This is a genomic window from Streptomyces rugosispiralis, assembly GCF_024505145.1.
Taxonomy (GTDB): Bacteria; Actinomycetota; Actinomycetes; order Streptomycetales; family Streptomycetaceae; genus Streptomyces; species Streptomyces rugosispiralis.
Genome location: NZ_JANIAA010000051.1, coordinates 20,711 through 46,771, shown reverse-complemented (window position 1 = coordinate 46,771; position 26,061 = coordinate 20,711). Strand labels below are relative to the sequence as shown.

36 protein-coding genes are annotated in these 26,061 nt (G+C 70.4%); 27 read left to right on the top strand and 9 right to left on the bottom strand.

What is annotated here, in order from left to right; translation table 11 throughout:
• Positions 1 to 41 precede the first annotated feature (41 nt).
• The 3 genes from NP777_RS41910 to NP777_RS41900 are packed head-to-tail and all read right to left on the bottom strand — an operon-like array spanning position 42 to position 2,130.
• Positions 42 to 320, bottom strand: a complete 279-nt coding sequence (locus NP777_RS41910; protein ID WP_256655439.1) for a hypothetical protein — start codon at positions 318 to 320, stop codon at positions 42 to 44.
• The gene (locus NP777_RS41905; protein WP_256655438.1) at positions 317 to 1,825 is read right to left on the bottom strand and encodes a DUF2637 domain-containing protein; all 1,509 of its coding nucleotides are present in this window, start codon (positions 1,823 to 1,825) and stop codon (positions 317 to 319) included. Before NP777_RS41905 ends, NP777_RS41910 begins: the two co-directional genes overlap by 4 nt.
• Complete coding sequence (locus tag NP777_RS41900) at positions 1,822 to 2,130, bottom strand: chromosome segregation ATPase (RefSeq protein WP_256655437.1); 309 nt, start codon at positions 2,128 to 2,130, stop codon at positions 1,822 to 1,824. Before NP777_RS41900 ends, NP777_RS41905 begins: the two co-directional genes overlap by 4 nt.
• A gap of 322 nt (positions 2,131 to 2,452) precedes the next feature.
• On the opposite strand from NP777_RS41900, the gene NP777_RS41895 reads away from it, so the two are divergent.
• From NP777_RS41895 to NP777_RS41810, 18 genes are all read left to right on the top strand, one after another.
• The gene (locus tag NP777_RS41895) at positions 2,453 to 2,779 is read left to right on the top strand and encodes a hypothetical protein (RefSeq protein WP_256655436.1); all 327 of its coding nucleotides are present in this window, start codon (positions 2,453 to 2,455) and stop codon (positions 2,777 to 2,779) included.
• Positions 2,780 to 3,035: 256 nt separating this feature from the next.
• Positions 3,036 to 3,308: a hypothetical protein gene (locus NP777_RS41890; protein ID WP_256655435.1), complete on the top strand. Its 273-nt coding sequence runs from the start codon at positions 3,036 to 3,038 to the stop codon at positions 3,306 to 3,308.
• Positions 3,305 to 3,589 carry a hypothetical protein gene (locus tag NP777_RS41885; RefSeq protein ID WP_256655434.1) on the top strand — a complete coding sequence of 95 codons (285 nt, stop codon included), beginning with the start codon at positions 3,305 to 3,307 and terminating at the stop codon, positions 3,587 to 3,589. The genes NP777_RS41890 and NP777_RS41885 overlap by 4 nt, the downstream gene beginning before the upstream one ends.
• Entirely contained in the window at positions 3,589 to 3,897 is a 309-nt protein-coding gene (locus NP777_RS41880; RefSeq protein ID WP_256655433.1) for a hypothetical protein, read from the top strand. Before NP777_RS41885 ends, NP777_RS41880 begins: the two co-directional genes overlap by 1 nt.
• A gap of 86 nt (positions 3,898 to 3,983) precedes the next feature.
• Complete coding sequence (locus tag NP777_RS41875; RefSeq protein WP_256655432.1) at positions 3,984 to 4,151, top strand: hypothetical protein; 168 nt, start codon at positions 3,984 to 3,986, stop codon at positions 4,149 to 4,151.
• Positions 4,148 to 4,609 carry an ASCH domain-containing protein gene (locus NP777_RS41870; RefSeq protein WP_256655431.1) on the top strand — a complete coding sequence of 154 codons (462 nt, stop codon included), beginning with the start codon at positions 4,148 to 4,150 and terminating at the stop codon, positions 4,607 to 4,609. The genes NP777_RS41875 and NP777_RS41870 overlap by 4 nt, the downstream gene beginning before the upstream one ends.
• The gene (locus NP777_RS41865) at positions 4,603 to 5,178 is read left to right on the top strand and encodes a hypothetical protein (RefSeq protein WP_256655430.1); all 576 of its coding nucleotides are present in this window, start codon (positions 4,603 to 4,605) and stop codon (positions 5,176 to 5,178) included. The genes NP777_RS41870 and NP777_RS41865 overlap by 7 nt, the downstream gene beginning before the upstream one ends.
• Positions 5,178 to 7,043 (top strand): DNA cytosine methyltransferase, encoded by a 1,866-nt coding sequence (locus tag NP777_RS41860; protein ID WP_256655429.1) that lies wholly within the window; start codon positions 5,178 to 5,180, stop codon positions 7,041 to 7,043. The genes NP777_RS41865 and NP777_RS41860 overlap by 1 nt, the downstream gene beginning before the upstream one ends.
• Positions 7,037 to 7,474, top strand: coding sequence for a DUF4326 domain-containing protein (locus NP777_RS41855; RefSeq protein WP_256655428.1), 438 nt, complete (start codon positions 7,037 to 7,039; stop codon positions 7,472 to 7,474). Before NP777_RS41860 ends, NP777_RS41855 begins: the two co-directional genes overlap by 7 nt.
• Positions 7,471 to 8,025: a DUF1643 domain-containing protein gene (locus tag NP777_RS41850; protein ID WP_256655427.1), complete on the top strand. Its 555-nt coding sequence runs from the start codon at positions 7,471 to 7,473 to the stop codon at positions 8,023 to 8,025. Before NP777_RS41855 ends, NP777_RS41850 begins: the two co-directional genes overlap by 4 nt.
• Positions 8,022 to 9,116, top strand: coding sequence for a DnaB-like helicase N-terminal domain-containing protein (locus NP777_RS41845; RefSeq protein ID WP_256655426.1), 1,095 nt, complete (start codon positions 8,022 to 8,024; stop codon positions 9,114 to 9,116). The genes NP777_RS41850 and NP777_RS41845 overlap by 4 nt, the downstream gene beginning before the upstream one ends.
• Positions 9,113 to 9,976, top strand: coding sequence for a hypothetical protein (locus tag NP777_RS41840; protein ID WP_256655425.1), 864 nt, complete (start codon positions 9,113 to 9,115; stop codon positions 9,974 to 9,976). The genes NP777_RS41845 and NP777_RS41840 overlap by 4 nt, the downstream gene beginning before the upstream one ends.
• The gene (locus NP777_RS41835) at positions 9,973 to 10,383 is read left to right on the top strand and encodes a hypothetical protein (RefSeq protein WP_256655424.1); all 411 of its coding nucleotides are present in this window, start codon (positions 9,973 to 9,975) and stop codon (positions 10,381 to 10,383) included. Before NP777_RS41840 ends, NP777_RS41835 begins: the two co-directional genes overlap by 4 nt.
• Positions 10,384 to 10,391: 8 nt before the next feature.
• On the top strand, positions 10,392 to 11,012 hold the full coding sequence (locus NP777_RS41830) for a hypothetical protein (RefSeq protein ID WP_256655423.1): 621 nt from the start codon (positions 10,392 to 10,394) through the stop codon (positions 11,010 to 11,012).
• Between the two features lie 20 nt (positions 11,013 to 11,032).
• A complete protein-coding gene (locus NP777_RS41825; protein WP_256655422.1) occupies positions 11,033 to 11,407 on the top strand; it encodes a hypothetical protein in 375 nt (124 codons plus the stop codon).
• A 56-nt stretch (positions 11,408 to 11,463) separates the two neighbouring features.
• Positions 11,464 to 11,937 (top strand): hypothetical protein, encoded by a 474-nt coding sequence (locus NP777_RS41820; protein WP_256655421.1) that lies wholly within the window; start codon positions 11,464 to 11,466, stop codon positions 11,935 to 11,937.
• A gap of 69 nt (positions 11,938 to 12,006) precedes the next feature.
• Positions 12,007 to 13,431 (top strand): hypothetical protein, encoded by a 1,425-nt coding sequence (locus NP777_RS41815; protein WP_256655420.1) that lies wholly within the window; start codon positions 12,007 to 12,009, stop codon positions 13,429 to 13,431.
• Between the two features lie 101 nt (positions 13,432 to 13,532).
• Positions 13,533 to 13,733 (top strand): hypothetical protein, encoded by a 201-nt coding sequence (locus tag NP777_RS41810; protein ID WP_256655419.1) that lies wholly within the window; start codon positions 13,533 to 13,535, stop codon positions 13,731 to 13,733.
• A 41-nt stretch (positions 13,734 to 13,774) separates the two neighbouring features.
• Here the strand turns inward: NP777_RS41810 and NP777_RS41805 are convergent, their stop codons facing one another.
• From NP777_RS41805 to NP777_RS41785, 5 genes are all read right to left on the bottom strand, one after another.
• A complete protein-coding gene (locus NP777_RS41805) occupies positions 13,775 to 14,053 on the bottom strand; it encodes a hypothetical protein (RefSeq protein WP_256655418.1) in 279 nt (92 codons plus the stop codon).
• A complete protein-coding gene (locus tag NP777_RS48325; protein WP_256655417.1) occupies positions 14,053 to 15,669 on the bottom strand; it encodes a 3'-5' exonuclease in 1,617 nt (538 codons plus the stop codon). The genes NP777_RS41805 and NP777_RS48325 overlap by 1 nt, the downstream gene beginning before the upstream one ends.
• Positions 15,670 to 15,826: 157 nt before the next feature.
• Positions 15,827 to 16,459, bottom strand: a complete 633-nt coding sequence (locus NP777_RS41795; protein ID WP_256655416.1) for a hypothetical protein — start codon at positions 16,457 to 16,459, stop codon at positions 15,827 to 15,829.
• 142 nt (positions 16,460 to 16,601) lie between these two features.
• Positions 16,602 to 17,519, bottom strand: a complete 918-nt coding sequence (locus tag NP777_RS41790; protein ID WP_256655415.1) for a hypothetical protein — start codon at positions 17,517 to 17,519, stop codon at positions 16,602 to 16,604.
• A gap of 33 nt (positions 17,520 to 17,552) precedes the next feature.
• Positions 17,553 to 17,720: a hypothetical protein gene (locus NP777_RS41785; RefSeq protein ID WP_256655414.1), complete on the bottom strand. Its 168-nt coding sequence runs from the start codon at positions 17,718 to 17,720 to the stop codon at positions 17,553 to 17,555.
• 555 nt (positions 17,721 to 18,275) lie between these two features.
• On the opposite strand from NP777_RS41785, the gene NP777_RS41780 reads away from it, so the two are divergent.
• From NP777_RS41780 to NP777_RS41745, 8 genes are all read left to right on the top strand, one after another.
• On the top strand, positions 18,276 to 18,596 hold the full coding sequence (locus tag NP777_RS41780; RefSeq protein ID WP_256655413.1) for a DUF6233 domain-containing protein: 321 nt from the start codon (positions 18,276 to 18,278) through the stop codon (positions 18,594 to 18,596).
• Between the two features lie 52 nt (positions 18,597 to 18,648).
• Positions 18,649 to 18,891, top strand: a complete 243-nt coding sequence (locus NP777_RS41775; RefSeq protein WP_256655412.1) for a hypothetical protein — start codon at positions 18,649 to 18,651, stop codon at positions 18,889 to 18,891.
• Positions 18,881 to 19,141, top strand: a complete 261-nt coding sequence (locus tag NP777_RS41770) for a hypothetical protein (RefSeq protein ID WP_256655411.1) — start codon at positions 18,881 to 18,883, stop codon at positions 19,139 to 19,141. The genes NP777_RS41775 and NP777_RS41770 overlap by 11 nt, the downstream gene beginning before the upstream one ends.
• Before the next feature lie 207 nt (positions 19,142 to 19,348).
• Complete coding sequence (locus NP777_RS41765) at positions 19,349 to 19,804, top strand: hypothetical protein (protein ID WP_256655410.1); 456 nt, start codon at positions 19,349 to 19,351, stop codon at positions 19,802 to 19,804.
• 93 nt (positions 19,805 to 19,897) lie between these two features.
• Positions 19,898 to 20,041 (top strand): hypothetical protein, encoded by a 144-nt coding sequence (locus tag NP777_RS41760; RefSeq protein WP_256655409.1) that lies wholly within the window; start codon positions 19,898 to 19,900, stop codon positions 20,039 to 20,041.
• A 262-nt stretch (positions 20,042 to 20,303) separates the two neighbouring features.
• Positions 20,304 to 20,969, top strand: coding sequence for a recombinase family protein (locus NP777_RS41755; RefSeq protein ID WP_308405371.1), 666 nt, complete (start codon positions 20,304 to 20,306; stop codon positions 20,967 to 20,969).
• Between the two features lie 944 nt (positions 20,970 to 21,913).
• Complete coding sequence (locus NP777_RS41750; RefSeq protein WP_256655408.1) at positions 21,914 to 23,209, top strand: hypothetical protein; 1,296 nt, start codon at positions 21,914 to 21,916, stop codon at positions 23,207 to 23,209.
• 65 nt (positions 23,210 to 23,274) lie between these two features.
• The gene (locus NP777_RS41745) at positions 23,275 to 24,186 is read left to right on the top strand and encodes a RapZ C-terminal domain-containing protein (RefSeq protein WP_256655407.1); all 912 of its coding nucleotides are present in this window, start codon (positions 23,275 to 23,277) and stop codon (positions 24,184 to 24,186) included.
• Between the two features lie 118 nt (positions 24,187 to 24,304).
• On the opposite strand, the gene NP777_RS41740 is transcribed toward NP777_RS41745, so the two are convergent.
• On the bottom strand, positions 24,305 to 24,658 hold the full coding sequence (locus tag NP777_RS41740) for a hypothetical protein (RefSeq protein ID WP_256655406.1): 354 nt from the start codon (positions 24,656 to 24,658) through the stop codon (positions 24,305 to 24,307).
• 658 nt (positions 24,659 to 25,316) lie between these two features.
• On the opposite strand from NP777_RS41740, the gene NP777_RS41735 reads away from it, so the two are divergent.
• Positions 25,317 to 25,892, top strand: a complete 576-nt coding sequence (locus NP777_RS41735) for a hypothetical protein (protein WP_256655405.1) — start codon at positions 25,317 to 25,319, stop codon at positions 25,890 to 25,892.
• Positions 25,893 to 26,061 lie beyond the last annotated feature (169 nt).

Sequence of the window (26,061 nt, the reverse complement as noted above, 5' to 3'; positions counted from 1 at the left end):
AGGTTCCTTCCTTCGGGCCCCGGTGCTGCAGCCGCCAAGCTTCAGACAGCACTGGGGCCACATCCGTATTCGGTATACGTCGTGGCACTGACAAAAACGGCATGGGTATCGCCGATCGTTACGGACCTGCTGCGCTCTGTCGCGCCGCTTCCCGGCAGGCGGGAGAGCCTGCGAAACGCGTCCGTCGGGCGGGACGCATTCCGTGCCGCGTGCCCATCGTGCGGGCGCGCAGCGAGACCCTCGACGCCGTAGGTGGTCGCCGCTTCCAGCAGCTTGCGCCGACCTGCCTGTGGATAGATTTCGGCGAATCCGGCGATCACGACGGGCCTCCCCGCAGGTACTCCGCCAGCAGCTCCTCGGTGATGTGCGTGCGCCGGACCGTGTCGACCTTCAGCTTGTCGCCGCTGGCCTCGACGATCGCCGCCGCCAGCGGACGCCCCCGCAGCGCCTGGATCTCCCCCGGCAGGCCGCGGTAGATCTCCGCGACCTGGTCCCGAGTACCGCCCCTGCGCCCGGACTTACCGGCCGGAGCCCCGTCCTCGACCTGGTCGTCCTCGACCCGGGCCTGCACGCGCTTGGGCGCCTCGCCACGCGCCGCAGACGCCAGGCCCACCGGCTCGGGCTCGCCCTGGGGGACCTGCTCGGGCACCGGCTCGGGCTGAGTGAGCAGTGCCGACGGCGCGTCAGCCACCTCGACCTGCGGCTGAGCAGCGGGGGCAGAGGCCGTTTCCTCCGGGCGGCCGGGCAGACGCTGGAGGTACCACTGGGCGAAGGCATCCAGGTCCGCCGGCGCCGTATCTCCGGGGACGACCACGCCATACCAGGTGGCGGACGCCTCGACCAGCTGCTCCCAGTCGGGGAAGAACCAGGACTGGTCCGTGCTGTAAGTGGTGGCGTACTGACAGAACACGTCGTACAGGTACTGCTCGGTCAGCTCGAACGGCTCTTCCTGGACCGACGACTGCTCTTCCGCGACCGGCGCTTCGACCGGCTGCTCCGCCTCCGAGACCGCCGTCTCGGCCTCGGTGTCGTCCTCGACGACACGCTCCAGCTCGACCTGCTCCCGGTCGTCCGGGACGCCGGCGGGCGGAAGCTCAGGGGCCCGCTCGCCCGGGAACAGCTCTGCGGGCGCTTCGATCCCCGCCGCAGCGAGCCCGGCCGGGGCCGTCTTCGCCAGCGGCACGCCGTACCGCGCCAAGCGCAGCGGCATCAGCGACTCCACCGGGGCCTTCCGGCGCCAGGTCCGGCCGAAGCGGGAACGCAGCCGGGCTTGGTACACAAGCCGGTCCTGCTCCAGCTGGATGACCTCGTCGTAACTGCGCAGCTCCCACAGCTTCATGCGCCGCCACAGCCGGAATGTCGGTACCGGCGCGAGCAGCCACCGCGTGAAGCGGACGCCCTCCATGTGCTTATCCGCCGTGATGTCCGCGATCCGGCCGACAGCGTGCCGGGCCGCCTCAACCGCGACGACGAAGAGGATCGGGATCACAGCGTGCATGCCCACACCCAGCGGGTCAGGCCAGGCTGCCGCGCCGTTGAAGGCGATGGTCGCGGCTGTCAGCAGCCACGCCGTCTGGCGCAGCAGCGGAAAGGGGATGCGGATCCAGGTCAGGAGCAGGTCCAGGGCCAGCAGGACGCAGATGCCCGCGTCGATGCCGATCGGGAAGGCATAGGCGAAGTCGCCGAACCCCTTCTTCGCGGCCAGCTCTCGCACGGCTGAGTACGACCCGGCGAAGCCGATGGCCGCGATGACGGTGGCACCTACGGCCACCATGCCGATCAGTATTTTGTGTGTCCTGGTCAGCGCCGGTGTCTCGGCAGTCATTCGTCCCTCCCTTCGTCTTCCTTCGGCGGCCCCTGGAGCCGGGCCATGTACGCGAGCGCATGGGCGCGCAGGTCCTCCTCGGTATCCCCCGCGAGGAGTTCGGGGTGCGCGAGCAGCAAGTCGATGCCCACGCGGATCAGGGTGTTCTCTGTGATGCGCTCGATCTTTCGGGTCCGTGCGTCCATCAAGTCCCGGGCGAGAGCGGTCAAGCCGCTGTACTGGTCATCTCGCATCGGCACCCACTTCGGCCGCAGGTCGCTGGCCTGAGCCGAAGAACGCTTGGCCGGCGGGATGTTGTCCGCCATCTGTCCCCCTCGGGATCTTGGGATTGGTGACCCCAAGAGGTTATGGGTCCTGGCGTGTGGATAACTCCCGGTCGGAGCCCGTTCGCGGACCACGGGGCCGATCCCCATCGCCACCTCCTTGTTGTTGGCACAGAAAGAATCTATCCCCTAGACCCTTGAAGTTCAAGGGTCTAGGGGATAGATTGGTTCCGCAAGCGAGAGAGGGCCAGGGCTTGCAGGCCCCAGCCCTCTCTCCGGCCGCGAGTTGCAGCTCCCGGCCACCCCCGGACAGGCGAGCGAACGCCTCCCGGGTTTGGGACACCCCTGACTTGGAGGGATCTCCATGAGCAATTCTCTCAGCCTCATCGCGGGAGTCGACATCAAGGTCGACGACCTCCCGGCCCTTTCCCTGTCGCCCGAGGGCGTCCGGGCTCTGCCGGTCATCTCCGGTCCCCGCCTCGCGGTGACCGGCCGCATCGGGCCGAAGTGGAAGTGCGGCGACTGCCGCGACTTCGAGCGCGTCATCACCCGGACCGGCGTCGCCATCTGCACCAGCCCGGTGCACGCCGCGGACAAGCCGAAGCTGCCGATGCGGCCCACCCCGCACGAGCGGGACGGCCGGCAGGACTCCCCGCAGCCCGCCCGTCCGCATTCGCTGCTGGGGGTCTGACTCACATGGCCTGCATCCAGGACCCCGCCGCGAGCACGCACCTGAACAGCGCCGAGGAAGCCCGCAAAGCCGCCGAGCGAGCCAAGGCTGAGGCCGACGCAATCAGGGCAGCCAGGGCCGCTACGTCCTCGACGACCTCGACGTCGTCCACGACCGGCCGCTGATTCACCCGGTTCAGCCCGGTCCCGGGCGGTAGGCACACGCCGCCGTCCGGGCCGGGCCGCACCCCCCTTCTCTTTCTGCCGCGGAGGCTGCTGTGCGTTCCACCTCTTCCGTCACCACCAGGCTCGCCACGATCCTGTTCGTCTCCCAGGCCCCGGTCGGTGAGTTCACCGCGAGCCCGACCCGGACCCGTGAGCTGATCCACGAGACCATCCGCCAGCTCGGCCGCAACAGCGCCGCGCTCGCGGACGCCGAATTCGCCTACGAGTACGGCAGGCACCCCGAGACCGCCGCCGCCCACATGCGCGTCTGCCTGCAGGCGGTCACCGCGACCCTCGCCCCCGCCGACAAGGCGGTGGCTCGATGAAGACGACCACTCACTTCACCGCCGAGCGCATCACCGCGCTGCTCGCCACCACCGTCGCCGTGCTGGCCGGACTTCTTGCTGCCCGCGTCGGCGCCGGGATCGGCAACATCGCCGCGCTCGCCTTCCTCGGCTACGTGCTCACCATCGTGGTGATCGCCGCCAAGAGGCCGCTACACCTGAGCAAGGTCATCACCGCGACCGGCAAAGGCGCGCTGATCTGCGCCGTACTCACGGTCATCGTGCTCCTCGGGATCGCCCGCTCCTTCAAGGGGCTGGTGTGATGACCATCCGCCTCACCGCCGACCGCGACCTGGCCAAGAAGGTCACCGCGCACGCGCTCGGCGTCGACGACGCCCGGGAGCTGCTGCTCGCCCTGGGCATGGCCGCCGAAGCCCCCGCCGAGCTCGACCAGACCACGCCGGTCGGCAGCGACTACGTGCCGCCCGCCAAGCGCCGCACTGCATGGACTCGGATGGCCGGCGAGATGAACGCCGACGGCAAGACGGTGGCCCAGATCGCCGCCGCGCTCGCCGTGGACGTGGACACCGCCGCTGAGCTGATCGGGGACTACTGGGCGGGGGTCCGCTGATGAACCTGCTCACCTTCGTCACCGCGACCCTGGCCCCCTCTTCTCTCCGGGTAGCCGACTGCCGCACTTGCGGCGAGGTCGCCCGCGTGATCCCACCACTGTGGACGCCGCCGTGCCGGTGCCGCCGTCCCCGGCCGATGTGGCTGACCCGCCGCGCGACCGAGGACGACCTGCTCCACTACCCGCTCTACGTCGTCACCCAGTTCGCGCCGCCCGCCGCCCTCGAACTCCCCGGCGGGGGTGAGGACCAGTGATCTACGCCCTGACCATCCGCCAGCCGTGGGCCGCCCTGATCGCTTACGGGGACAAACGGGTCGAGAACCGGGTGTGGGCCAGCCAGTACCGCGGACCGCTCCTCATCCACGCCGGAAAGACGCTCGACACCAAGGCGATGCGCCTGCCACTGGTGGCCTCCGCCCTGCGCGCACTGCGGGCCCGGGGGGTGGAGCTGACGCTGGGGGCGGTCATCGCGGTGGCCGACCTGGACGGCTACCACGCGCCCGACCACGAGGACGAGCCCTGCAGCCCCTGGGCCTTCCCCGACCACGTCCACTTCGACCTCGGCCAGGTGCTCGCCCTCCCGAAGCCGGTGAGCTGCTCCGGGCGCCAGAAGCTGTGGAAGCCGTCGGAGAAGCTGCTGCAGCGCATCCGCGTCCAACTGAGCGACGAGCAAGCGGGCCGCTTCCTCCGAGAGGAGGCAGCGGCATGCTGAGCGCTCACTCCCTCACCAATCCACTGGGCGCATTTCGCGAGGCGCTGCCCGCCAAGGGAGCCGACGACCTGGCACGCTACGGCGTGGTCCTGGGCCGCCGGGTCCGTCAGGCCCGGCAGTTCCGGCACGTGGGCCTGCCCGCCGGATGGACTGGCCGCGGCGACCGCTTCGGGGTGTGGACGCATGTCGTCGACCAGTACGGACGGACCCGCGCGAGGGTGGGGTGGGAGCCGTTCGACTACCCGCCCGCGGCCCGTACGACCGTCGTCGAGGTCTGGCAGTACGTACTGGCCGCCGCCGAGTTCGCCGAGCCGTTCGCGATGGATGAGGTCTGGGCCACCCCGCAAGCAGTGGCGGACGCCCTCATCGAGCGCATCCGTGGTCTGCGCCAGCTGATCTCCACCGATAACCGGAGCATCGAGCGGTGGGGCGATTACTGGCTGGGTGACCACTTCGGATGGGCCAGTGACCAGCGGCGCAAGCGCGTCGCCAAGCTCGCCGCCAATCAGGCGCTGCTGACCGACGCAGTGGCCGCCGGTGCCCGCCTGCTTGGGGAGGGAGCCGTCTGATGGCCCGAGCATCCAGCAGGAAGCCCCGCACCGCCACCCACCGGCCGGCCGTCAGGCGCCGACGCTTCCGCCACGACGAACACGTCGCCGTCGACCTCTTCAGCGGGTTCGGGGGGCTCACCGAGGGCATCAAGCGCGCCGGGTTCACCACGATCATGGCCGCGAACCACAACGAGTACAAAGTCCAGGTCCACGAGCGGAACCACCCGGAAGCCGAACACTGGATCGCCGACCTGGTCGACCCCGAGGCAGCCGACTACCACTCTGCCCGCGACCTTCCCGCAGCAGACCTGCTCGTGGCGGGCGTGAGCTGCGTCAACCACTCGCAGGCGAACACGATCAAGGCTTACGAGCAGGGCTTGACGTTGTTCGAGTTGGAGGACCCGGAGTTCGAGGCGCGGGTGACGCGGTCCGAGCGGGACCGGGCGACCGCGAACTGTGTCCTGCACTACGCCGACAAGCACCGCCCGCGACTGATCCTGGTCGAGTGCACCACCGAGCTCACCTCATGGGGCAAGGCGGTGCCAGGCAAAAAGTACGGCGACGGATCCACCTACCGGTGGTGGCTCAAGCAGTTCGACCTGATCAACTACCGCCACCGGGTCCTGTACCTGAACTCGATGTTCTTCGGCGTCCCGCAGTCTCGCGACCGCCTGTACATCGCGTTCTGGGACAAGGCGCTCCCCGCGCCGGACCTCGACCACCGGCCGGTATCACGGTGCCACCACTGCGACAAGGACGTCGAGGCGGTGTGGACCTGGAAGACCGGGATCCCCCCGACCGGGTCGGTCCGGTACGGCAAGCAGTACGAGTACCGGTGCCCCAGCTGCCGCCGCGCGGTCGTCCCGCCCATGACCCCGTCGCTGGCCGCCCTTGACCTGACCGACCTCGGGACCCGCATTGGCGACCGGAAGAAGCCGCTCGCGCCCGCGACGATGGCCCGTGCGGAGCGGTGCCGTCAGCGGTTCGCCAACTTCCCGGCTGTGCTCATGCCAGCGAAAGCTGTGCACGGCTCGGAGCGGCATCCGTGGCAGCCGATGGCAACGCAGACCAGCCAGCAGGAGACCTCGATCCTCTCCACCGGCGCGATCCTTGCTGCCGCGGGCAACACGTTCGAGCGTCCGGGATCGGACTGCCGCTCACGCGGCTTCGACCAGCCGCTGTGGGCTCAGCCCGCCACCAACACGACGGGCCTGATCACGCCTCCGGTTGCGGTCGCCACCGGCGCAGTGATCGCGGCGCACCGGCACAACGGCGACGGGCAACACATCGCGCGGCCGATGGACACCGTGACCTCGACCCACGAGAAGGCGCTACTGCTCGCGGTGGACAACTACCAGGGCGGACCGCGCGGGATCAACGAACCACTGCCCACCCAGGTCGGCTCGGAGACCCTCGCCGTGGTGTCCTCCGGAGTCATCCCCTATCGGAAGAACACTCTCCCCGCGGTGCATGCCGAGGCGATGCCGACGTTCACCGCCGAGCAGATCCCCGGCGTCCTCTCCGCCGGCGGCTGGTTCAAGCAGAACGGCGCAACAGGCAACGAGACCGCGCCGCACCCGCTCACCGAGCCGCTCGGCACCCTCACCGCCCGCGACACCACCGGGCTGCTCATGGCCCAGTGGCGGGCTGCGCTGGCGGAACTCCCGCTGGAGGACTGCTACTTCCGCATGATGGCCGCCCACGAGATCGGCAGAGGCTGCGGATTCGACGTCGACTTCGCCGACTACAGCGGCACGTTCATCGTCTGGGGACCCGCCCGCGACCAGGTCGACGGATTCGGTAACGCCGTATCACCGCCAGTCGGCACCTGGATCGGGTCCCGGCTGCGGGCCGTCCTGCACCGGGCGGAGGCGGCATGGTGACCCGGAAGCCATTCGACCCGGAGATGAACGGCGGGCTTCAGCTCGACCTCTTCGGCCAGGGGGTGGCCGTCAGCGCCGAGCATCTGGCCACGACCCCGGGCGTGGCCGGGCCCACCACCGTGGTGTGCCTTAAGGGCCGTCGCGACGACCCCGAGATCCAGGGCGTCGTCTACGTCGGCCGCCCGATGTACCGGGGCGGGTGGCACCTTGCCGGTCACCTGCTTGCCAACCCGTACGTGGTCGGTAAGCACGGCACCGCCGAGGACGTCGTCGCCAAGTACCGCGTGTGGCTCGACAAGCACCGCGACCTGGTCGCGCGCGAGCTTCCCCGGCTCAAGGGCCAGCGGCTGGGCTGCTGGTGCCCCGAGGGCGAGCCGTGCCACGCGCGCGTGCTCGCTGAGCTGGTGGACGCGGCGGAGGTGACGCCGTGACGCTGCCTGAGCAGATCCATGCGTGGGCCGCTGACCAGGGCCTGACTCATCAGCAGGGGGCCGCCGGTACCGCTGTGTTCAGCCCCGACCTGGTCCACCGCTACGCCCTGACCCGCACCTGGGCACCCGGACCGCACCGCGTCTATGTCCTGCTCAACCCGTCGATGGCCACCGCCGACCAGGACGACCCCACGGTCCGGCGACTGGTCGGCTTCGCCCAGCGCGACGGACACGGCGGGCTGGTGCTGGCCAACCTGTTCGCCGTCCGGTCCACCGACCCCAGCATCCTCACCACCGGGCTGCTCGACACCGTCGGCGCCCACAACGACGCGCTGCTGCAGCTGCTGGCCGAGGCCGCCCACGACCTCACCGTCGGCTGGGGTGCGTGGGGCAGGCTCCAGCGCGCCGCCACCGTCGAGAAGGCCCTCACCGCCCACGGCGCTCGGCTGTGGTCCCTGGGCACCACCAAGGCCGGGCACCCGCGCCACCCGCTGTACCTCCCGGCGGTCGTGCCCCTGCACCCGTACGAGCCGGGCGGGGTGGTCCGGTGAAGAAGCTGACGCTCAAGGCCGAGGAAGCGCTGCTCGGGGCGATGCTGCACCGCCCCGAGGCGCTGCCCTCGATGCGCTGGATACCGCCGGGCACCTTCTCCCGCCCGGACTACGCCGCCCTGTGGCAGACGCTGCACCAGGTCGACTTCTCCAAGGTCGCCCCGAATGACGTCCCGGCCGCCGTCACCGCGGCTGTGGCGAAGATCGAGGAGCCGGGCATCCGGCAGACCCTCACCCCGTCCCGCCTGTCCAACCTGGCCAACGCCGGCGTCTGCCCGAACCCCCGAACCGCCCCGCTGTACGGCGGAATGGTGCTGGAGGCCGCGATCCACCGGGCCGTCGAGCACGCCGGCGAGACGCTGCGGGACACCGCCCGGCAGGCCGAGGTCGACCAGGCCCTCAAGGCGCTGGAGCAGGCCGACAGGACCGGGCAGCGCCTCGCCCAGCTGGACGCCGCCTGGAAGACCGCGCCGGAGACCGTGCGCAACCTGCTCGACACCACGCCCGAGCAGGAGGTCACCCCGGTGCCCCGAACCGAGCGGGCCCGGGTCGACATTCAGGCCGAGGGCGAGACCGTTGCTTCCCTGCTCTACGAGCCCCGCCAGCTGCGCGAGGTCACCGGCTGGCTTGAGGACCGGGACTTCTCCCACCCGCAGCTGGCCGCCGTCTACCAGGCGATGCGCACGCTCGACGAGCGGCACGCCCCCATCGACCCGCTGACCGTCGCGTGGGAGGCCCAGCGTCACCCCGGGCCGCAGCCCAGCGACCAGGTCCTCGCCGAGCTGCAGGAGGCCGGGATGGGCGGCAGCGCCGCCTACACCGCCGAGCAGGTCCTGCACACCGCCGCCCTCGACCGGCTCGACGCAGCCGGTCACGACCTGCGCAACTACGCCCGCCACCCGGCCCTGCCGGTCACCGCCCTGGTCGACCACGCCGGGCAGGCCCTGGAACCGGTCCAGGCCGACCACCAGCGCATCCAGCACGCCGAACGCGAGCCGGAGCTGGCCAGCGACAAGGAGCCCGCTCCAGCCGCTCCCTCCCCCACCCGCGAAATTCCCGCCCCCGCACACGAGATGGAGATTGACCTGTGACCCAGCGCGAGCAGACTCCTCCGCCCCCGTTCGCCCCCGCTCTCTACCTGGCCGAGACCGAGCAGCACATCACCGCCCCCATCCACCCGGGCACCGCACCCCTGCCGCCCAGCGGCGGGCTGCGCTGGCTCGGCCACCACTTCCGCCGGATCGCCCCGGGACTGGTGACCTCCGCGGCATGGGGACTGGCCGCCGCATGGCACGAGCAGCTCGAGGCGGGCAGCACCGAGCCGCTGTGGCTCATGGGCGTGCTCACCGCCCTGTCCGGCGCGACCGGGCTCGTCGCCGCCTCCCGCCAGCACGGCAGTTCCGGCGTCATGACGGCCGCCTTCGGTGCCGGCGCCGCGTTCGGCCTGCTGGGCATCGCCGCCTGGACACCGCACTGGCCGGTCAGGGTGCTGATGTGGCTGCTGGGCATCGCCGCCGTCTACGGCCTGTGCGTGCCCCACTGGCGCAAGGACCGACAGCTCCAGTCCGAGCACGAGCGCACGATCCAGCTGGAACAGCTGCGCGGCCTCAACTCCCTGCGTGACACCGCCCTGAAGACCTCCGCCGCTGTGGAGATCGCCCACTCCGCCGAGCGCACGGCCGCCCACCAGATCGACGCGATCGTCGCAGCCTCCGAGGCCCGCACCCAAGAAGCGCTGCTCGCCCGGGACACCCGCAGCCTCGCCCCCGGGCAAGAGCTGGACGTCAAGGCCCTGCTGCGCGCTGCCGGACACACCACCCACCACGATCCGCAGCAACTGGCCGTATCGGCGCAGGACGACGACTTCGATCTCGAAGCCCTGTGGCACGCCACCGCCGACGCCCCGCGCGAGCCGTCCGCCGCCGAACGCGAAAGCCGGGGGCGCCGATGACCAGGGGCATGCACCCGCGCTACTACGAGGACGGCGAACACAGTTGGCGCGAGCACACCCGGGGCGACTGGCAGCAGCATCGGATGGTCGTGCAGCGCCGCGGTCACGAGGTCGCTGTCGACCACCGGGGCTTGACGATCGACGGCCGCAGGATTGTGTCCGACAGCGGGCTCGGCCCCCAGGACGCGGTCCCGCCCACCGCAGATCCCCGCCACAGCACCGCCTTTCAGGTCCTCGACAACGGCGCGGTCGTCTACAAGAACCGCATCGTCGCCGAGCTGACCGGAGGCCAGCTCACCGTGCACGGCGCCGACGGTCCTGTATGGATATCTCCCGGCCAGCTCCCGGCCGACTTACCCGGAGCCCCATCCGACATCTCCTACGAGGAGCAGGAGATCGACCTGTGATGGGGCCCATGGATCTCCTCCAACCGGGATGGCACATGGTCATCGACCCCCGGGACTGGGCACAGGCCACTCGGATGCACGAGAGCACCCACGTCACCGCGAGCGAGGCCCTGGGGATCCCGGTCATCGACGTCTGGGCCAACGTCGACCCGCACGTCGCGCACGGCGGCCAATACCGCAACGGGCTCGGCGACTCCCAGCACCAAGCCACCGTCTATGCGATCGGCTCGGAGGGCGGAGCCCACGAACTGCGCGAACGCGGTTACCCCGACGCCCTCGCCCATGCGTTCACGCTGGCCTGTGGGGCCGCCGACCGGCAGATGGCAGCCGACCTCATTCCCGACGCAGCCGCCCAGGGCTACCGAGTCGATGCCGACCTCGCCTATGACGTCGGTCTGCAGATCCTGCACAGCCCGGGATTCGTCGACACCGCCCGCGCCGTCGCCGACGCGATGGCCGACCGCGGCGACCTCCTCACCGGCACCGATGTCCGCGCCGCCATGGGCGACTTCGAACTCGACCAGGGGCTGTGGCTGCCCACCTCCCCCGATATCACCACCCCCGAAGCGCACCAGCACAGCCTTCAGCCCGCCCTTGAGTACGAGTTCGACGACGACATCGACCTCTGACCCGGCAGGAAGGACTTCGCATGACCGATACCGCCCGCACCCCGGCCGACACGGAGCCCACCGAGCGCGAGCAGGCCGCCGCCGCGGTGCTGCCCGTTCTCACCTCCCTCGACCAGCAGGCCACCGTGTTAGAGCAGGCCAGCGACAAGGGCGAGCAGATCGCCCAGAGCAACGTCGCCGCCTACGAACTGACCGCACACCACGCCAAGCACCTGATCGGCGCAGGCGGACTCAGCACCGACGACATCAAAGCCGCCGCCACGGAACACGGCGGCACCCAGGCCCGGAAAGCAGCCGAACGCGCTCTCGACCACGCCGACCACCCCCGCAACTACGAGACGACCTCGACGGAGGACACACGGGACGTCGAGGAAGAACACGACCTCGACCTGTAGCCGATCCGACCACCAGCCACAGCCCCGGCGGGGCTCTGGCCCAGAAGGAGACCAACGTGACGAACCAGGAACCCCCACCCCCGGCCGAGCTGCTCTACGACCGCGAGAACAGCACCGACGATGTGGGCCCGGTGGACCTGACGACGTGGGACGACATCGAGATCAGCGACACCCGACGGGTGGGCGACACCCAGTACACCCGCGGTGTCGTCAGGGGAACGAGCCAGGAACGGATCTGGGCCGAGTTCGACTTCGGCGAGGGCCTGCGCAACACCGAGGAGGTCACCAACTCCCGCGAGCTGAGCCCGAGTGCCGTCGGACGTGTATGGGAGACCCTCACCGGGCCCGCCGCGCCCACCGACGTGGAACACCAGGCCCTCTACGTGGACACGGTTGTCCTCGGCGAGCGGGCCGAAGAACTCAAGACCCTGCACCTGCACGAGCAGGAACTTCCGCCCGCCCCGGCCGCGCCCGCCGCGGTTGACGTCCCGGACATCGACCTCGACGACGACATCGACATCGATCTGTAGCCCATCCGATGCGCGACAGGCCCCGGCGGTGCTCCGCCGGGGCCAACGCATGTCCGTTACGGTGCGTCCATGTGGGGCAACGGAGCAGAACGCGGCCATGTACTCCTGATCGCGGGAGACCGCGCGGTGCGCCGCCGCACCGTTCAGGTCCTCCCCAGTGGAAACCTCGCCGCCCTCGCCACCGTGCCCACCCCCGTACTGCTCGGCGTCGCCCAGATACCCGCCGACCTGGTTCACCTGGACGGAGTCACCGACCAGAACAGCCTCCGGCTGCGGCTGAGCATCGCTGCCGCCGCCCCCGGCCCGCTGCTGCTGTACCTGTCCGGGCGCCTGACGACCGACCGCAGGACCAACGAGATCTACCTCGCCCTGACCAGCACCAGCGGCTCGAATACCCGCTACGCCGCACTGCCGTGGTCATGGATCCACGCCGAGTTGTCCAGACGACCGCCCGGCACCTCCACGCTGCTCCTCGACCTCGTCGCGGACAAACACGCCTGGCCCCTGCTCCAGGAATACGGCGCGCTGTCCGCCGCCAGTTCCGTCGAGGTCTTCGGTGCGATCGCCCCGCCTGATGCCCATGGGCCCAGCAGCGGCCCGGTCAGCCCCTACACCCGGACCTGGATCGATCAACTGCGCCGCAACCCGCAGCGGCCCACCAACGCCCGGCTGCACGCGCTGACCGTGGGCGCCGCCGCGCTGCCGCCCGGCACGCTCCTCGTGCCCTCCGCCCAGGGGAGCACCGTGCCGGCGGTTGCCGCCCGGCACGCTGCCCAGCAGACCACCCGCCCGCCCATGACGAACCTGCAGCGCATCCTCGCCGGGGACGCGGACTTCATCCGGGGCCTGCACAGACGCCGCCGGGACGCCGCGCCAGGACACAGGCCCCCGGCTCCCCGGCCGGACCTTCCCATGGCTCCGTCCGTGCCGGCATCCACTCGGCCCGGCCCGCAGGCTCCCCCGCCGCCACACCGGCAGCAGCTCACAGAACTCCCCGAGTCCCCGCCGGTCCCGGCTCAGACCCCGGTGCCGGTCCAGCAGCCGCAGCCGTCCCCGCAAACGCAGCCGGATCCCCGGCCGCACATCTACGCCCTGGCCCAGCAGGGGCAGTTCAACGAGGCCGCCCGGCTTGCTCAGGCGTGGGAGACGAACGCGTTGCAGACCTACGGCATCAGCTCGCCGCAGGCCACCCAGTGGGTTGAGATCCGGGCCGACCTCGCCAAACAACAGGAAAACTTCCTGCTGGCAACGCAGCTGTGGATCAGCGCGGGCCGCACTCGCCTCGCTCACCAGCCCGCCGACGCCCCGGAAGTCGTCGCCACCGGCAAGAGCGCCCACTACTGCTGGAGCCAGATCAGCGACCCGGAGAAAGCCCGTGAGTGCGGCCCCGAACTGATCAGCCTGCTGCGGGCTCTTCCCTCGCTCGACCGCAGACACCTGTCGACTGCCCAGCAGCGGCTGGAGTTCCTGGGCAACGCGCCCAGCAGGCGCTGACCTGCGCCGTAACGGCCCTCTTATAAAAACGGGCCCTCGCATGAGGGCCACGCTGCTCAACTCGACCGCACCCCAGGGGCGCAGTCCGTACGATCATCGGCATGACCACCGCACGCCGGCCGCTGGGCCACGGCCCACAGTCCGAGGGCATCGCCGGGCCCTCGCACGGCACGGACCCGCTTCACCGTGTCCGCGCGAGCCAGGCCGACGTCGATGCCGCGCCCCTGTACCGGGGCGGGCTGCCGGAGCTGGAGCAGCTGCGCGAGCGGGGCGTGCTCGGCGCCCCACCCCCGGCGGCGTGACCTGCTTGGGTTCCTGAAATTCGCCCCGGAATGAGGTGCCGTCACCGGGGCAGCCGACGGCCGCGCCCGGAGGGCAGGGCTCCGCGCGATTGCCGCCGCGGCGGCTGGTCATTCCGCTCGACCGTCACCTCGACCCCGTCCGTGACGACGTCGGCCAAGACCTCGATGTAGATGCGGCACCCGGACCCGCGCCGGTTGGGCACCGGGCTGGAGACGTCCCCCACCCGGCACTCGGGCCAGGCCCGCAGCGCCCGCACGACCGCGTCGGCCGTGCGCTGCACGTCGTCTGAGTCCGAGCCCATGAGACGGATCTGCGGCATCAGGCACTCACCTTCTCCGCTTCCTTCGGCTGCGCCCAAGAGGGAGCGACAGCGAGCTGACGGAGGACGTCGAGCGCGGCCAGCACGTCCCCGAGGGCCCGATGCCTGCCGTTGAGCGGCAGCCACTCGCGCAGGCCCTCCCAGGTCGACCGGGCCTCCATGACACAGTCCCAGTTCGCGCTCCGCCCCAGGTGGCCCGCCGACAGTTCCAGCCGTCGGCAGTCGCCCTTGATGGTCTCGCGGTCGTACTCCTCGTTGTAGGCGAGGATCCTCCGGCCGGCCGTGACCCTCAGCAGATCCGGCAGCACCTGGTCGAAGGTGGGCGCGTCGGCGACCATCTCGTCACTGATGCGGTGCACCTCGAACGCACCGTCGGTCACCGGGATTTCCGGGTTCACCAGCGTGTTCAGCAGCGTCTCGCCAGTCGCGCAGTCCACCACGGCGACGTCCATGACGCTGCCCCACAGGGCGTGCGTCTCCGTGTCGATCAGCACGGCGGCGCCGGGCTGCAGCATCTTCCGCGCCCAGTGCACGACGTGGCCCACCTCGCCGAGCAGCTGCACGGTGTCGGCGTGCGGCGCCAGTCCGGCATCGGCAGCGACCAGCGCCTGGACGTCCTCGACCGTCGGCGTGCCGTCCTCGCGCGGCTCCCAGTCGACGATCCAGCGGTTGGCCAGGTTGGCGTACCGGCACCAGGCGACCAGGCCGTGGTCGGCGCGCAGCTGCTCGACGAACGCGCGCACCGCCTCCGCCCTCTTCGGCGCCTGGGAGGCGAACTTCCGCAGAGGGGAGACCTGCCGGGGCTTGAGCGTGCGGACCGTGTCCCACTCGACGTCCTCAATCCGCAGCACCGCGTCCAGGTCCGCCGCCCGGTACAGCGGCACCGTCACCGTCTTGTTGTAGCCGCGGTACTGCCCCGACCACACGGTGCGCCTGATTTGCGAGACGGGCGCCAGCCACCCAGCCTCGATGCAGTAGTCGAACTCCCGGCGCCTCACGCTCATGTACTCCGCCGCCTCATCCGGGCCGAGCATCCGCGCCCCGGCGACATCGGGTTCCTCGACCCCGGCCAGGCGCTCGATGCCCTCCAGCGACCACCGGCCGAACTGCCCCGGCTTCATGCCCGCCTCCCGGGCCCGGTTCTCGAACTCCAGCTCCGTCCAGCCGCAGCGCCCGGCCGCCGCCTCCCGGGTGGCACTCGACGCGTACCAGGCCACCCGCTGCTCGACGATCTCGCGCAGCGCTTCGGCGACCTCCGCTGACGGGGCAGCAGCCACCCGGGGGTCGTACAGGGTGTGGTCCTTCCACTCCCCCGTCTCCTCGATCAGCCCGCGCGCTGCGAGCTGCTCAACGTCGCACGACCACAGCTCCACCCCGGTGGCCTCCTGCAGGAGTTCGGCCGTGCGCTTTGCCCCGAACCCCTGCCGGTCGCCGAGAACCTCGCGGATCTCCCCGCACCGCGCGGCGACGTCGTCCGCCTGCTCATCCGACCACCGCCCCGAAGGCAGCGCCGGCCGAGGCACTAGCCCCTTCACCAGGCCCCGGTCCACCTGCCAGCGGGCCAGCCCCGCGTGGTCGGCCAGCTGCACCGGCCCGAACCCCTTCTGCTTCCCCACGACCGCCTCTCCTTCCGAACCGAAATCCTGTGCTTTCTGAAATACCGTTACTCCGCGAAATGTAAACCCCTCATCGGGGTTTCGCAATCGAAAACAGAAACCCCGGACGAGCCGAAATAAATAGCCGGGCAGAGCCGGAAACGAGTAAACGACGTCGTTAAATTTTTCCGGCTGATGGAGAGTCCGCGGGCTCCTCGTCCTGGAGGACGGGCCAGTGATTCTCGATCGCCTCCCGGGCAATCCGGCTGGACGGGTACAGCTTCGCGGCGAGCCTCTCGCGCTCGGCGCGGGCTTCTTCGCTCATGTCCCGCTGCGGGCCGACCAGGTTCTTGGCTTCCAGCTCTGCGAGAACTGGCTCCGAGATGCGCCAGGCCGCCGTGCGCAGCGCCAGCACCAGGTCTTCATCCAGGGTGAAAGCTCTTTCTGCCGTGCCCCGTTCGCACCCCGACAGACAGGCCGGCCACCGCCCCGACAGCGACAACCTGGTCCGCTCCGACGCGCTCAGGGGCAGCCACGGCCCGGCTGTGTCCGGCAGCTGCAGCCGCTCCTCCAGAGCGCGCTCCAGGAGCACGTCCAGGGACGGCCACCGAGTGGGCCGCATCTCCGCCGCCTCCATACGGGCCTGTCGGCGCAGCCGCGCGACAGCCCGCCTCCACTCCACCGACTCGACGGGCTCCGTCAGCGCCGCCGCCCTCTGCTCCACCAGGCTCCTGGTGAACATTGTTTCGGCTTCCCTGTGGTGCTTTATCAACAGCCGCAGGCGTCCCGCCTGCTGCACGGAGAGCTGCAAGGTGATTCTCTTCTTGGACATGAAATCAGTAAACGACGTCGTTTAATCTCCCGCAAGTACTCTTCCGGCTAATAACAAGCCCTGTGGCGGCGCCACGGCTCCGAACCCGCAGCTCAGAGCAGCAGCCGCAGGAGATGAAGGATCACGAGGATTCCGCCGTCTCGGTGGCGACCGGTGGGGTCTCGGCGATGACGGCCCGGCGCAGCTGCTCCAGCTTGGGCGGGAGCAGGCCGGCGAGCCCGTACCGGGCCCGGCCGCGCCGGTAGCTGGTGATCAGCCCGTTCTCCTCCAGCGGCATCCCGGGCGGGCGGTTGAGGGTCGCGCCCTCCCGGCCGGGGTCGCCGTCGTGGTTGTGCCACAGGGACACCCACAATCGCGAGGTGCCATGGGCGTGTTGGGCCAGCTCCGCGCGTACCGGCAGCCAGCGGCCGAGTGCGGCCCGGGTCAGGGGCGACAGCTCGTACCAGGAGCCCTCGCCGTCCTGGTCGCCACCGCCGCGCTGCGGGCGCCGCTCGATGTACACCGCGGCGATGCCCGCAGCGAGGTCGTCCAGACGCAGCTCGACCAGCTCCCCGGACCGGGGGGCCGCGTCGAGCACCAGGCCGAGCACCGCAGTGAGCCGGGCCTGCCCCGGGGACATGTGCCCGGCGAGGTCCTGGTCAAGCTGACGGCGCAGGGCCGCGAGGTCACCGAACTGCGGGGTGGGCTGGAGCGGCAGCGCCCCGCCGCCGAGCTGCAGCGCGGGCAGCCCGAGCGCCTCGCGGAGCACGTCCAGGACCTGCCGGCGGATCTCGTTGGTGGCCGCCGAGGTGGGCGGGCGCTTCCCGTCGACCAGCCGGGTACGCAGAGCACCGGACTCCGCGAGCCGCAGGTACGGGCCGAGGGAGTCTTCCTCGAGGAGTCGGCGCAGGCTGCGACGGGCGGGGACGGGCAGAGCGCCGCGGGCCAGGGCCCGCAGCAGTTCGCCGCGGACCATGCTCAGCTGGCGGCGCCGCGCCTCGCCGACGACCAGGTCGTCGAGGAGCTGGTCCAGCGCGGTGATTGAGCGGTACTCCGACACGCGCTGATTGTCGCGTACTACCTTTGGCCGCGCTCAGAACAGGGCGGCAATCCGGTCAGCGGCAAGCGTGACGAGGCCCGCTCCCGTGGCGGATGCCGCGCCGAGCGCCGCCCGCCACAGCAGCACCTTTATCCGGCGTCGGCGACGCTCGGGGCGGTCGGCGGTCGAGGGCTTGGTCAGTGAGGTCGTCGGAGCGGGCACAGGTGGTCTCCTTCATCAGGGCGTGGGTGATCGGCACACGGTGAGGTGGCGCGAGGAAGGCAGTCCGCGCGGCGCGAGGTCAGGCCGGACGAACAACGCCGCCCCGGGCATGGCCGGGGCGGCGTGTATCTCGGTGGTGGGGCCCGCAGAGGGAAGCGGGCAAACAGAACGGCCCGGTTGCCGGGCGGGGCGAACGGGCCGTGCGAAGCCGGGGGATTTGGATGGTGCTATCGACCCCGGGAAGGGTGGTGCTGGTCATGCCACGCCCAGTGCGGGACCTCGTGGTTCGTCACCGCGGGCGGTCGTGTCATTCGGTTGTGGGCACCGAGAGTGCCGGGTGAGTCCGTTCAGTGTCAAATCGTGGGCAGACGCGACGAGTTGAGCGTTCCGGTTTCGCTTTTCCGTGGGCAGGGCCCTGTCGGGCCGGGCCATACCCCAGGCCGCCGGCCACGTCACTGACGGCCGGCCGTAGCAGGAGCTGTCATCGCGGAGCCTGAAAGCCAGGCTCCGGCACATGGCGCCCTCGTCCGCTCCTCACCGTTTAGAATCGAACGGGTGAGCGAGGAGCTACCGCCGGACCTGCATCGGCTGCGCGCAGTGGAGACCTATCTACGCCTCCAGCTTCGTACCGTGCAGGCGCGTATCGCGGAGCTGAGGGATGAGCACTCCACCCAAGACGCCGAACCGGCGGCCAGGTGGACACTCCAGCTCCTGCCCAGCCCTGTGGGAGCCTCCCCGCGCGGGTATCTCCACCGTGCCGAGCGGTGCTTCATCCGCGGCGGCCGGGCACTCAGCCGGAAGGAGGCACGGAACGTGCTGACCATGCCCGATGTCGAGGCGTGCGGCGCATGCCATGCCGAGGACGGTTTGCGGTGATCAGGCCGCGCATGATGGAGGCGAGTTCCAGTACAGAGGCGAGGAGCACAGCATGGTGACCAAGCACCTCGCCAGGGTGCAGTTCGCTGTGGGCGGCCCATCCGTCGAGGGCGAATGGGCCGTTCCCGGCACCGCCCAGGACCGGTACACGGAGTGGGTTGGGCTCTACGGGACTAACCCGGATGTAGTGATCCGGCTCATCGAGGAGACAGACGGCCGCCGACGCGTGCGCAAGACCTGGACGGCCCAGGGCGAGGTCGAGGGAACCCGGATAACCTCCCCATATGCGGGATAAAGACAGCACAGCACACCGTCGCGCGGTCGACCTCGCACGTGGCCTGCGAGACAGCCGCGACCACTCGGTGCGATTCGACCTCGCAGAAGAGCTTGAGTTCCTCACGCCGCGGGTTGACACCACAGAACTCATCGAGGCGCTCCTCGACTCCCTTCTCCTCGTCATCGACGAAGCCGCTGCCGAGTCAGGACGGGACGCGGAGGAGTACCTCCTGGCTGTGGAGCTAGAACGGACCGATGCCCATGGGTGATTGACCTGCCCACTCCAGCGGACACAGCCGTCAGGCCGAGCCGTGCTCCAGGACGCTGGCAACGCCGCGGGCCAGGTCGTAGCCAGGACTGTCGTCGAGCAGTTCCTTGCGCCGGTAACGGCTGCCCCCCTTGCACTGCTGTACGGACTTCCGTACAGTCCGGGATGTACGGAAGTCCGTACAGCGACCCGTGAGGGAGATTCACCCATGGATTCCATGGAACTGTCCTCGATCCAGTTTCGCGAAGGCGACGACGCCCGCTTCGGCGGCATCGATATCACGATCAGCCTGACTCGCGACCAGGCCGTAGCCATCCCGGACGTAGGTCTCATGGCCGACGCCGTCCGCGCGGCACTCGACGCACTGGCGACGCTGCGGCTGGGCTACGTGGACCAGAGCCCGTACAACCCGGACCAGCCGCACGCCGACGCCGACGCCGACTACTGGCGCTCCGCCATCTGGGCCCTGGACCGGCGCCTCCTGTCCCAGCTGACGGGCATCCGGGACGCCGCCGTACGCGCCCACATCGACAGCGGCGGGACCGTCGCCGAGACCGCCCGCGCCATGGACGTCGCCCGCAGCACCGCGCAGTACCGGCGCGAGGCCCTCCAGGCCACCGCACCCAGCACCTGGGAGACCTGGGCTACAACCCCGCAACACTGACCCGCCGAACCAGCGCTGAACCTCCGGCACCGAGGAGGCACGTCGAGTCCACGCCGAGCCTGACCGCCTCATCTAACCCAAGGAGTTCGAATCATGAATGACCAGAACCCCGGTGGCTTCGTCAGCACCGAGAAGACCGACGACGGTCAGGGCGCGACCACCGTCATCGTCACCGACCAGGGTGCGACCGCCCACCCCTGTCCCGGCGGCCTCACCGAGGACGAGCTGCTGGACTGACGCGCGGACAGGACTTGTGCCGGAGCCCGTCACCGACCGGTGGCGGGCTCCGTCGCGCCCACTGGGGCGCGCGTGCTGGACTCCGGATAAGCCACGTCCTTTCCGGGGTCTGGCACGGCGCGGTGTTCGACGTCAATAAACCATCGATTCATGACGGGTGACAGACGGAGGTCTGAATCGCCGCGACGCGCCGTCAAAAACCCCGTCAAAAACTCGGAGCGTCAACAACCCACCGGAGGCCCATTTCTGAGAAGATCAGCGAGTGACGACGCTCTCCTTCGATCGCGACGAACTGCTCGCGGCCTCTCCGTCCATCCTGACGGACATCCGGATCGGGTACGCCCGAGTCTCGACCAAGGGCCAGCTGCTCGATCGCCAGATCGATGCCCTGACGAACGCGGGGTGCCGCCGCATCTTCGCCGACAAGAAGTCGGGGAAGAACGCCGAGCGACCCGAGCTCAAAGCCTGCCACGCTTTCCTGACAGAGGGGGACACCCTCGTGGTGCCGAGTCTCGACCGCTACGGCCGGTCCTTGCAGGACCTGGTGAACATGGTCGCCGAGCTCCGGGCGCGCGGCATCGGCTTCCAGAGCTTGCACGAGGCGCTCGACACCACCACCCCCGGCGGCCGCCTGATCTTCCACGTGTTCGCTGCCCTGGCGGAGTTCATCCGTGAGCTCATCGTGGTCGGCACTCACGAGGGCCTGGCCGCCGCACGGGCCCGCGGCAAGGTCGGCGGCCGCCCGACTGTGGTCAATGCCGAGCTGATCCGCGCCGCCCGGGACATGCTGCCCAACCCGGAGAACAGCGTGGCCAGCATCGCCCGCATCCTGGGCGTCTCGGTCGGCACGCTCTACAACCACATCCCGGACCTGCGGGAGTTGAGGGCGAGCCGCCTCCCGCGTCAGATCCAGGCCCCCGCGCAGTAGTCCAGACCGCCGCCCTGACGAGCCGGAGCTGACGCCGGTCGGCGACAGTCGCGAGCAGACCCGTACCCCCCGCCTCGCTCGTGCCTCACGAGGACGGATCAGCATGGGGGTACGGCCGTATCACGGACGTCGAAACAGCGGTACACCCCAAAGGTGCGATGACCAGGGGAAACAGCCGGACCCGTACCCCCGCTGCGCGGAAGAAGGGGAGGGTACGGGTCCAGAGGGTACGGACTGTTTCCCCTGATCAGGCTTCCGCTAACGCTCCGTTCAGCCGTGGAACAGCGAAGACAACGACGAGGAAGCAAAGGGCATAAGGGAACCTGATACCTGCGGACCCTGGGGCGTCGCGTCCTCGTGCTGTCGAGTCGCTCGCGTGTGGCGGGCAGCGGGTCGCGCAGTGGTTGCTCGTTGCGTGACGTCAGCGCGTCGTACCCGTCGGTACAGCTCGCTTTTCCGACGCCTCGACGTGACGGTACTGCCGGCGCCGACGCCGGTAAGCACGGTCTCGACAACGGGCGGAGCAGTACTTTGCGTCCCGTCGCCGGGACCCGGCCGCGTAGGTCATGCGTCCGCACACCGGGCACAGCAACCGACGCAGCAGGCGGTCGTTGTCGGTGGCCACGGCCTTCAGCAGCAGTCGACCGAGCGCGCCGATCCGCTCGGTGATCTGCCGGTCCCTGTACGCCTGGGCCCGGCAGGCCGGACCGCAGTACAGGCGCCGCCGTGTCGCGTTCTTCGGGAGCACGGCGCCGCAGACGTAACAGTGCCAGCGGCGGGCCATACCTCCAGGATCGCTCGTGCGGACGGCTTGCGGTAGCGCCGAGGAAAGCCCCGCCACCTGCACCCTGAAGACCACCGGTTCACGCCACCCGGACGGGTGAATCCAGCCGAACCGTCAAGGTTCCCCTGACGCACAACCCTGTCAGGGCTACCTTTACAGTATGGACGAAGTGAACGAACCCGCCGAGCGCGAGCGGCCCCAGGCCCTTGCCCCGGCCGACGAGGCGATGCTCGCCCGCGCGCAGACCCTGCGCGAGATCACCGACGCCGCCCTGCGCGACGTCGCCCAGCTCTACCCGGCCGACGACCACGGCAGCGTGCTGCGCGACGCCCTGTTCCTCCAGGGCCTCGCCGAGCGGCTGGTCGACCAGGCCGTCGTCGCCGAACGCGAACGCGGCGCCAGCTGGACCGACATCGGCCACGCCGCCAGCAGCTCCCGGCAGTCCGCCCACGAGCGGTGGAACACCACGGTGGGCGCCTGGGTCCTGATGCAGCGCCGGCGCACGGGCATCGGCCGCGGACCGGCCGACCCCGCCACTCACGCCTGCGACCTGGACGAGTGGTACGAGGACCTGGTCGGCGAACAGCGGGCGGTCAGCACGCTGCTGTCTTCCCTGGGCGACGAGGCCGCCCGCGCCGAGGGAGAGACCCGCCGCGCCGAGGCCCGCCATCTGCACGACCGGGCGGAGGAACTGCGCAAGGAGATCGACGCCGCGTACAGCGCGGCGATGGCCGCCACCGGCACCCCGGCCGCGAGGGAGAAGCGGGAGATGTGGGCCGCCAAGCACCTCGCCCGCGCCGCCATCTACGAGCGGCTTGCCACCGTCGAGGAACCGCTCGCCCCCGAACACCGCCGCCGCGCGGCCACCCAGCGCAGCCTCGCGCAGGACATCGCCCGGGACCGCGCCCCCCAGAGCCTGCCCGCGGACGACGGGACCCGCCAGCAGGTGCACGCCGCCTACCTCGAGCTCTCCGACGCCGAGCGCCGGGGCTCCAAGCGCGCCGTGGCCGCGCTGCTCACCGAGCGCCTCAACGGGGTCGGCGCCGACAGTGTCCGCAAGCACCTCGACGCCGTGATCGAAGCAGAACGCACGTCCTACGTCCTCGACATCACCGCCTGCTCGGACCCGGACACGGCCCAGGCGACGGCGACCTCCCTGCTGCAGGACTACGCGCCGAACACCAACTTCTGGCGGAGCCAGAGCCACAGGCTGCTCTCCCGCTACCTGATGGCCGCCGCCCTGGACGACGCCGACGCGGCCACGCTGCACACCTGGATCACCCACCCCGACAACCGCCGCCCGGTGGAACTGCTGCGCTCCGGGCCCATGCCGGAGTGGGCCGACGAGGTCGAGGAGATCCTCTCCTCCCACCGCAAGACCCGCGACAACGTGCTGCTCGTGCTGCAGTCCGTCTTGCAGGCGCGTGTCCCCCCGTTCAAGAGGAGCAGCCGGTGACCGAGACCACCCAGGAACAGCTGACCGCGCAGGTCAGCGAATAACCCACCACGAAGGAGAACCGGATGACATACGAGACCGACCTCGCCGCAGCCAAACGCGCCCGCCGCGCCTGGACGTGCAGGTGTGGCGCCGACAACCCCCCGCACTACGACGCGTGCCACGACTGCCAGCGGCCGTCCTGGACGTGCGCCAGCTGCGGCGCGGTGAACGCCGCAGTGTGGAGCTGCTGCCAGGAGTGCGACGGATCGATCCCCGACGAGGCCATCGGCGACCGCGAGGAGGGATTCGAGATGACCTGGGAGGAGTTCGTCTCCCTCCAGGTGGGCCCCCGCCGGGTCGGAGGCCGCTACGACCACGGGTACGCCGACAGCGAGTACGAGGTCCTCGCCATCGACCGCGGCCCGCGCGAGAGCTGGCCGTCGTGGCAGATCACCGTGCGCGGCCGGGACGGACAGGTGCGCGAACACTGCTCCGGATGGGACTCCCGCAAGGACCGGATCGTCGCCCAGGCGCCGGCCGACGTCACCGTGGTGTCCATCGGCCGCCTGCACGACGACGTCGAGGGCCCGTACGCCGACGTCCTGCAGCATGCGGACATCGCGCTCCGGCTGACCCGGCACTTCCGGGACCCGCACGTGCGCGCCGACCTGCGCGAGCTGACCGCCCACGACCAGGTCGTGCGCGACACCGTGATGAACACCCCGGGCGTCCGGCAGGTCCTCGCCGCGACCGCGCTGCAGGTCCAGGGCTACCTCGCCGGGCCCACGGCCGCGCCGATCACCGTGGTGACGCAGTGCGCCGGCGGACGCCATCGCGCAGCTACTACGGCCATGGCCCTGCGCGCCGTGGTCGCCGGGGACGTCGAGCAGGCCGCCATGTACGGACTGGCCGACAGCGCCAAGGAGTTCGCCGACCAGGACGTGACCGTCGACCTGGTCCACCGCGACCTCGACAAGGACGTCGTCGACCGCTGACCTCCGCGTACAGGAAGGGCGCCCGCAGCCATTGGAGCTGGCTGCGGGCGCCCTTTCGACTGTACCGGCCCCGATCCGTACGGCGGGTGGGTGTCGCACGGTCAGAATCGCGAGGGCTTCAGCCCAGCACCCGCCAGGGCTCCCGGCCGTCCTCGCCGGGACCGGGCTGTGCCCACATCTCACGGTTGAACTGCTCGTACGCCGCCTTCAGGTATTCGGACGACACCCGGGAGCCGCCTGCCAGGGTCTCGAAGGTCTCCCCTTCCGCGAGCGCCCTTTCGACCGCCTCGTGCAGGCTGATCTGAGTCCGGCGGCTGGCTTCGGCCAGGTCCGCGACCAGATCCGTCCAGCGGCCCTCACGCAGGCTCTTCGCAGCGTTGTCGGCGATCAGGTCAGCGACCATGGTCAAGCCCGCATCCATCAGCTGCAGGTCCTCGGACAGTTCCTTACTCTTCTTGCCGGGAATCCTCATGGCGGCACAGTAGAACCCTCTGGCCCTCCCCCGCCGGGGTCTCCTCCATCCCGTCAGCTCGGATGGTCACGCCGCAGGCAGGACATCGGAAGCCCTGGGGGCTTGTGGTGCCCCGGCCGGTGGGCGCCTGACAAAACGACCGAGACCGAGACCGGCACCGCCGCTGAGTGAACCGGTCTGTCCCCGTCCCGGGCACGGCCTACAGACCTACGGCTGGGCAGCGTGGTACCAGGGGCCTTCGCCGGCCCCTGGACCCCGCTGACCCCGTCACTCCCCGGCGCGAAACCGCATCGTCGTGGTACAGATCCGTGCGCGCCGTGAAGCAACGGGGCTGTGGTCAGAAGCTGATCTCCGGTGGCCGCTCCCGCACAAGCAGGGTGCGGCCACCGGCCGTCTGCAGGAACGCGTTGGTCAGCGCCGCTGCCAGGCCCCGCACTTACACGGCTTGTCCTTGTCCTTCGGCTGGATCGGGGCGCCGCAGTTCTGGCACCCGCCTTTCACCGGCATCCTGTGTACCTCCCGTTTCTCGTAGGGCAGTTGGCAGGCTCGCAGCCGACAGAGTGGATCTCAAGGAGAACGGTGATCCGGCGTTCGGTGGCGGGCGTGGCCGACGCGCGGGAAGAATGAGCGGCTTCACCACGAGAGCAGGGGCGGGTACGTGAGCGCGAGCAGGGCCTGGTCGGACGAGTCCTTCCAGGAACACGACGACACCGGGTTCTACATCATCGCCGCGGCCCTCATCCCGGACGACGCCCTCGACCAGGTCCGCGAGCAGATGCTGCACCTACAGGCCAAGCACGCCTCGACGAAGGTGCACTGGACCAAGGCCGACAGCGCCCAGCGCGACCAGCTGGCACGCGCCGTGGCCGCCTTCGACGGGCTGCACGTCGTCGCGGTCGGAGCCCCGGTCAGGCCACGCCGACAGGAACGGGCCCGCGCGCACTGCCTGAATCTGCTGGTCTCCGAGCTGCACGGGTTCGGGGTGGAGCACCTGTTCATGGAGGCCCGCGACCAGGTGCTCAACGCCCGTGACGTTGCCACCGTCCAGCAGGCCCGCTACGCGCTGCCGAAGGACGCCCGCTTCCGCCTGGACCATCTGCTCGGTACCGCGGAGCCACTGCTGTGGGTCGCCGACGTCGTGGCTGGCGCGGTGCGCGCGGAGAAGCTGGGCGACGTGCGGTACCGGGAGATCCTCGGGGAACGGGTCATCGACTTCCCCGTCGACGTGCGCTGAATCCGGGCCCAGACATGCGCCGGGCCAGGCTCCCGGTAATGCCCCAGGTCACCTGGCCCTACGTCTTCCAGGGGCCCACGACCCCTGACGTCCTTATCAGGCTACCGCGCCGGGGCCGCCGACCGGAAGCGCAGCACACCCGGCCGGGCCGCTACGCGCCGCCTACCGG

Bases quoted from the DNA above. Each gene is read 5' to 3' on its own strand.
- NP777_RS41825 (WP_256655422.1), top strand. From the start codon at position 11,033: ATGACCGATACCGCCCGCACCCCGGCCGACACGGAGCCCACCGAGCGC.
- NP777_RS41830 (WP_256655423.1), top strand. From the start codon at position 10,392: ATGGATCTCCTCCAACCGGGATGGCACATGGTCATCGACCCCCGGGAC.
- NP777_RS41805 (WP_256655418.1), bottom strand. From the start codon at position 14,053: ATGCCGCAGATCCGTCTCATGGGCTCGGACTCAGACGACGTGCAGCGC.
- NP777_RS41865 (WP_256655430.1), top strand. From the start codon at position 4,603: ATGCTGAGCGCTCACTCCCTCACCAATCCACTGGGCGCATTTCGCGAG.
- NP777_RS41750 (WP_256655408.1), top strand. From the start codon at position 21,914: ATGGACGAAGTGAACGAACCCGCCGAGCGCGAGCGGCCCCAGGCCCTT.
- NP777_RS41905 (WP_256655438.1), bottom strand. From the start codon at position 1,825: ATGACTGCCGAGACACCGGCGCTGACCAGGACACACAAAATACTGATC.
- NP777_RS41855 (WP_256655428.1), top strand. From the start codon at position 7,037: ATGGTGACCCGGAAGCCATTCGACCCGGAGATGAACGGCGGGCTTCAG.
- NP777_RS41810 (WP_256655419.1), top strand. From the start codon at position 13,533: ATGACCACCGCACGCCGGCCGCTGGGCCACGGCCCACAGTCCGAGGGC.
- NP777_RS41885 (WP_256655434.1), top strand. From the start codon at position 3,305: ATGAAGACGACCACTCACTTCACCGCCGAGCGCATCACCGCGCTGCTC.
- NP777_RS41745 (WP_256655407.1), top strand. From the start codon at position 23,275: ATGACATACGAGACCGACCTCGCCGCAGCCAAACGCGCCCGCCGCGCC.
- NP777_RS41880 (WP_256655433.1), top strand. From the start codon at position 3,589: ATGACCATCCGCCTCACCGCCGACCGCGACCTGGCCAAGAAGGTCACC.
- NP777_RS41900 (WP_256655437.1), bottom strand. From the start codon at position 2,130: ATGGCGGACAACATCCCGCCGGCCAAGCGTTCTTCGGCTCAGGCCAGC.
- NP777_RS41835 (WP_256655424.1), top strand. From the start codon at position 9,973: ATGACCAGGGGCATGCACCCGCGCTACTACGAGGACGGCGAACACAGT.
- NP777_RS41895 (WP_256655436.1), top strand. From the start codon at position 2,453: ATGAGCAATTCTCTCAGCCTCATCGCGGGAGTCGACATCAAGGTCGAC.
- NP777_RS41765 (WP_256655410.1), top strand. From the start codon at position 19,349: ATGGATTCCATGGAACTGTCCTCGATCCAGTTTCGCGAAGGCGACGAC.
- NP777_RS41815 (WP_256655420.1), top strand. From the start codon at position 12,007: ATGTGGGGCAACGGAGCAGAACGCGGCCATGTACTCCTGATCGCGGGA.
- NP777_RS41860 (WP_256655429.1), top strand. From the start codon at position 5,178: ATGGCCCGAGCATCCAGCAGGAAGCCCCGCACCGCCACCCACCGGCCG.
- NP777_RS41740 (WP_256655406.1), bottom strand. From the start codon at position 24,658: ATGAGGATTCCCGGCAAGAAGAGTAAGGAACTGTCCGAGGACCTGCAG.
- NP777_RS41760 (WP_256655409.1), top strand. From the start codon at position 19,898: ATGAATGACCAGAACCCCGGTGGCTTCGTCAGCACCGAGAAGACCGAC.
- NP777_RS41775 (WP_256655412.1), top strand. From the start codon at position 18,649: ATGGTGACCAAGCACCTCGCCAGGGTGCAGTTCGCTGTGGGCGGCCCA.
- NP777_RS41770 (WP_256655411.1), top strand. From the start codon at position 18,881: ATGCGGGATAAAGACAGCACAGCACACCGTCGCGCGGTCGACCTCGCA.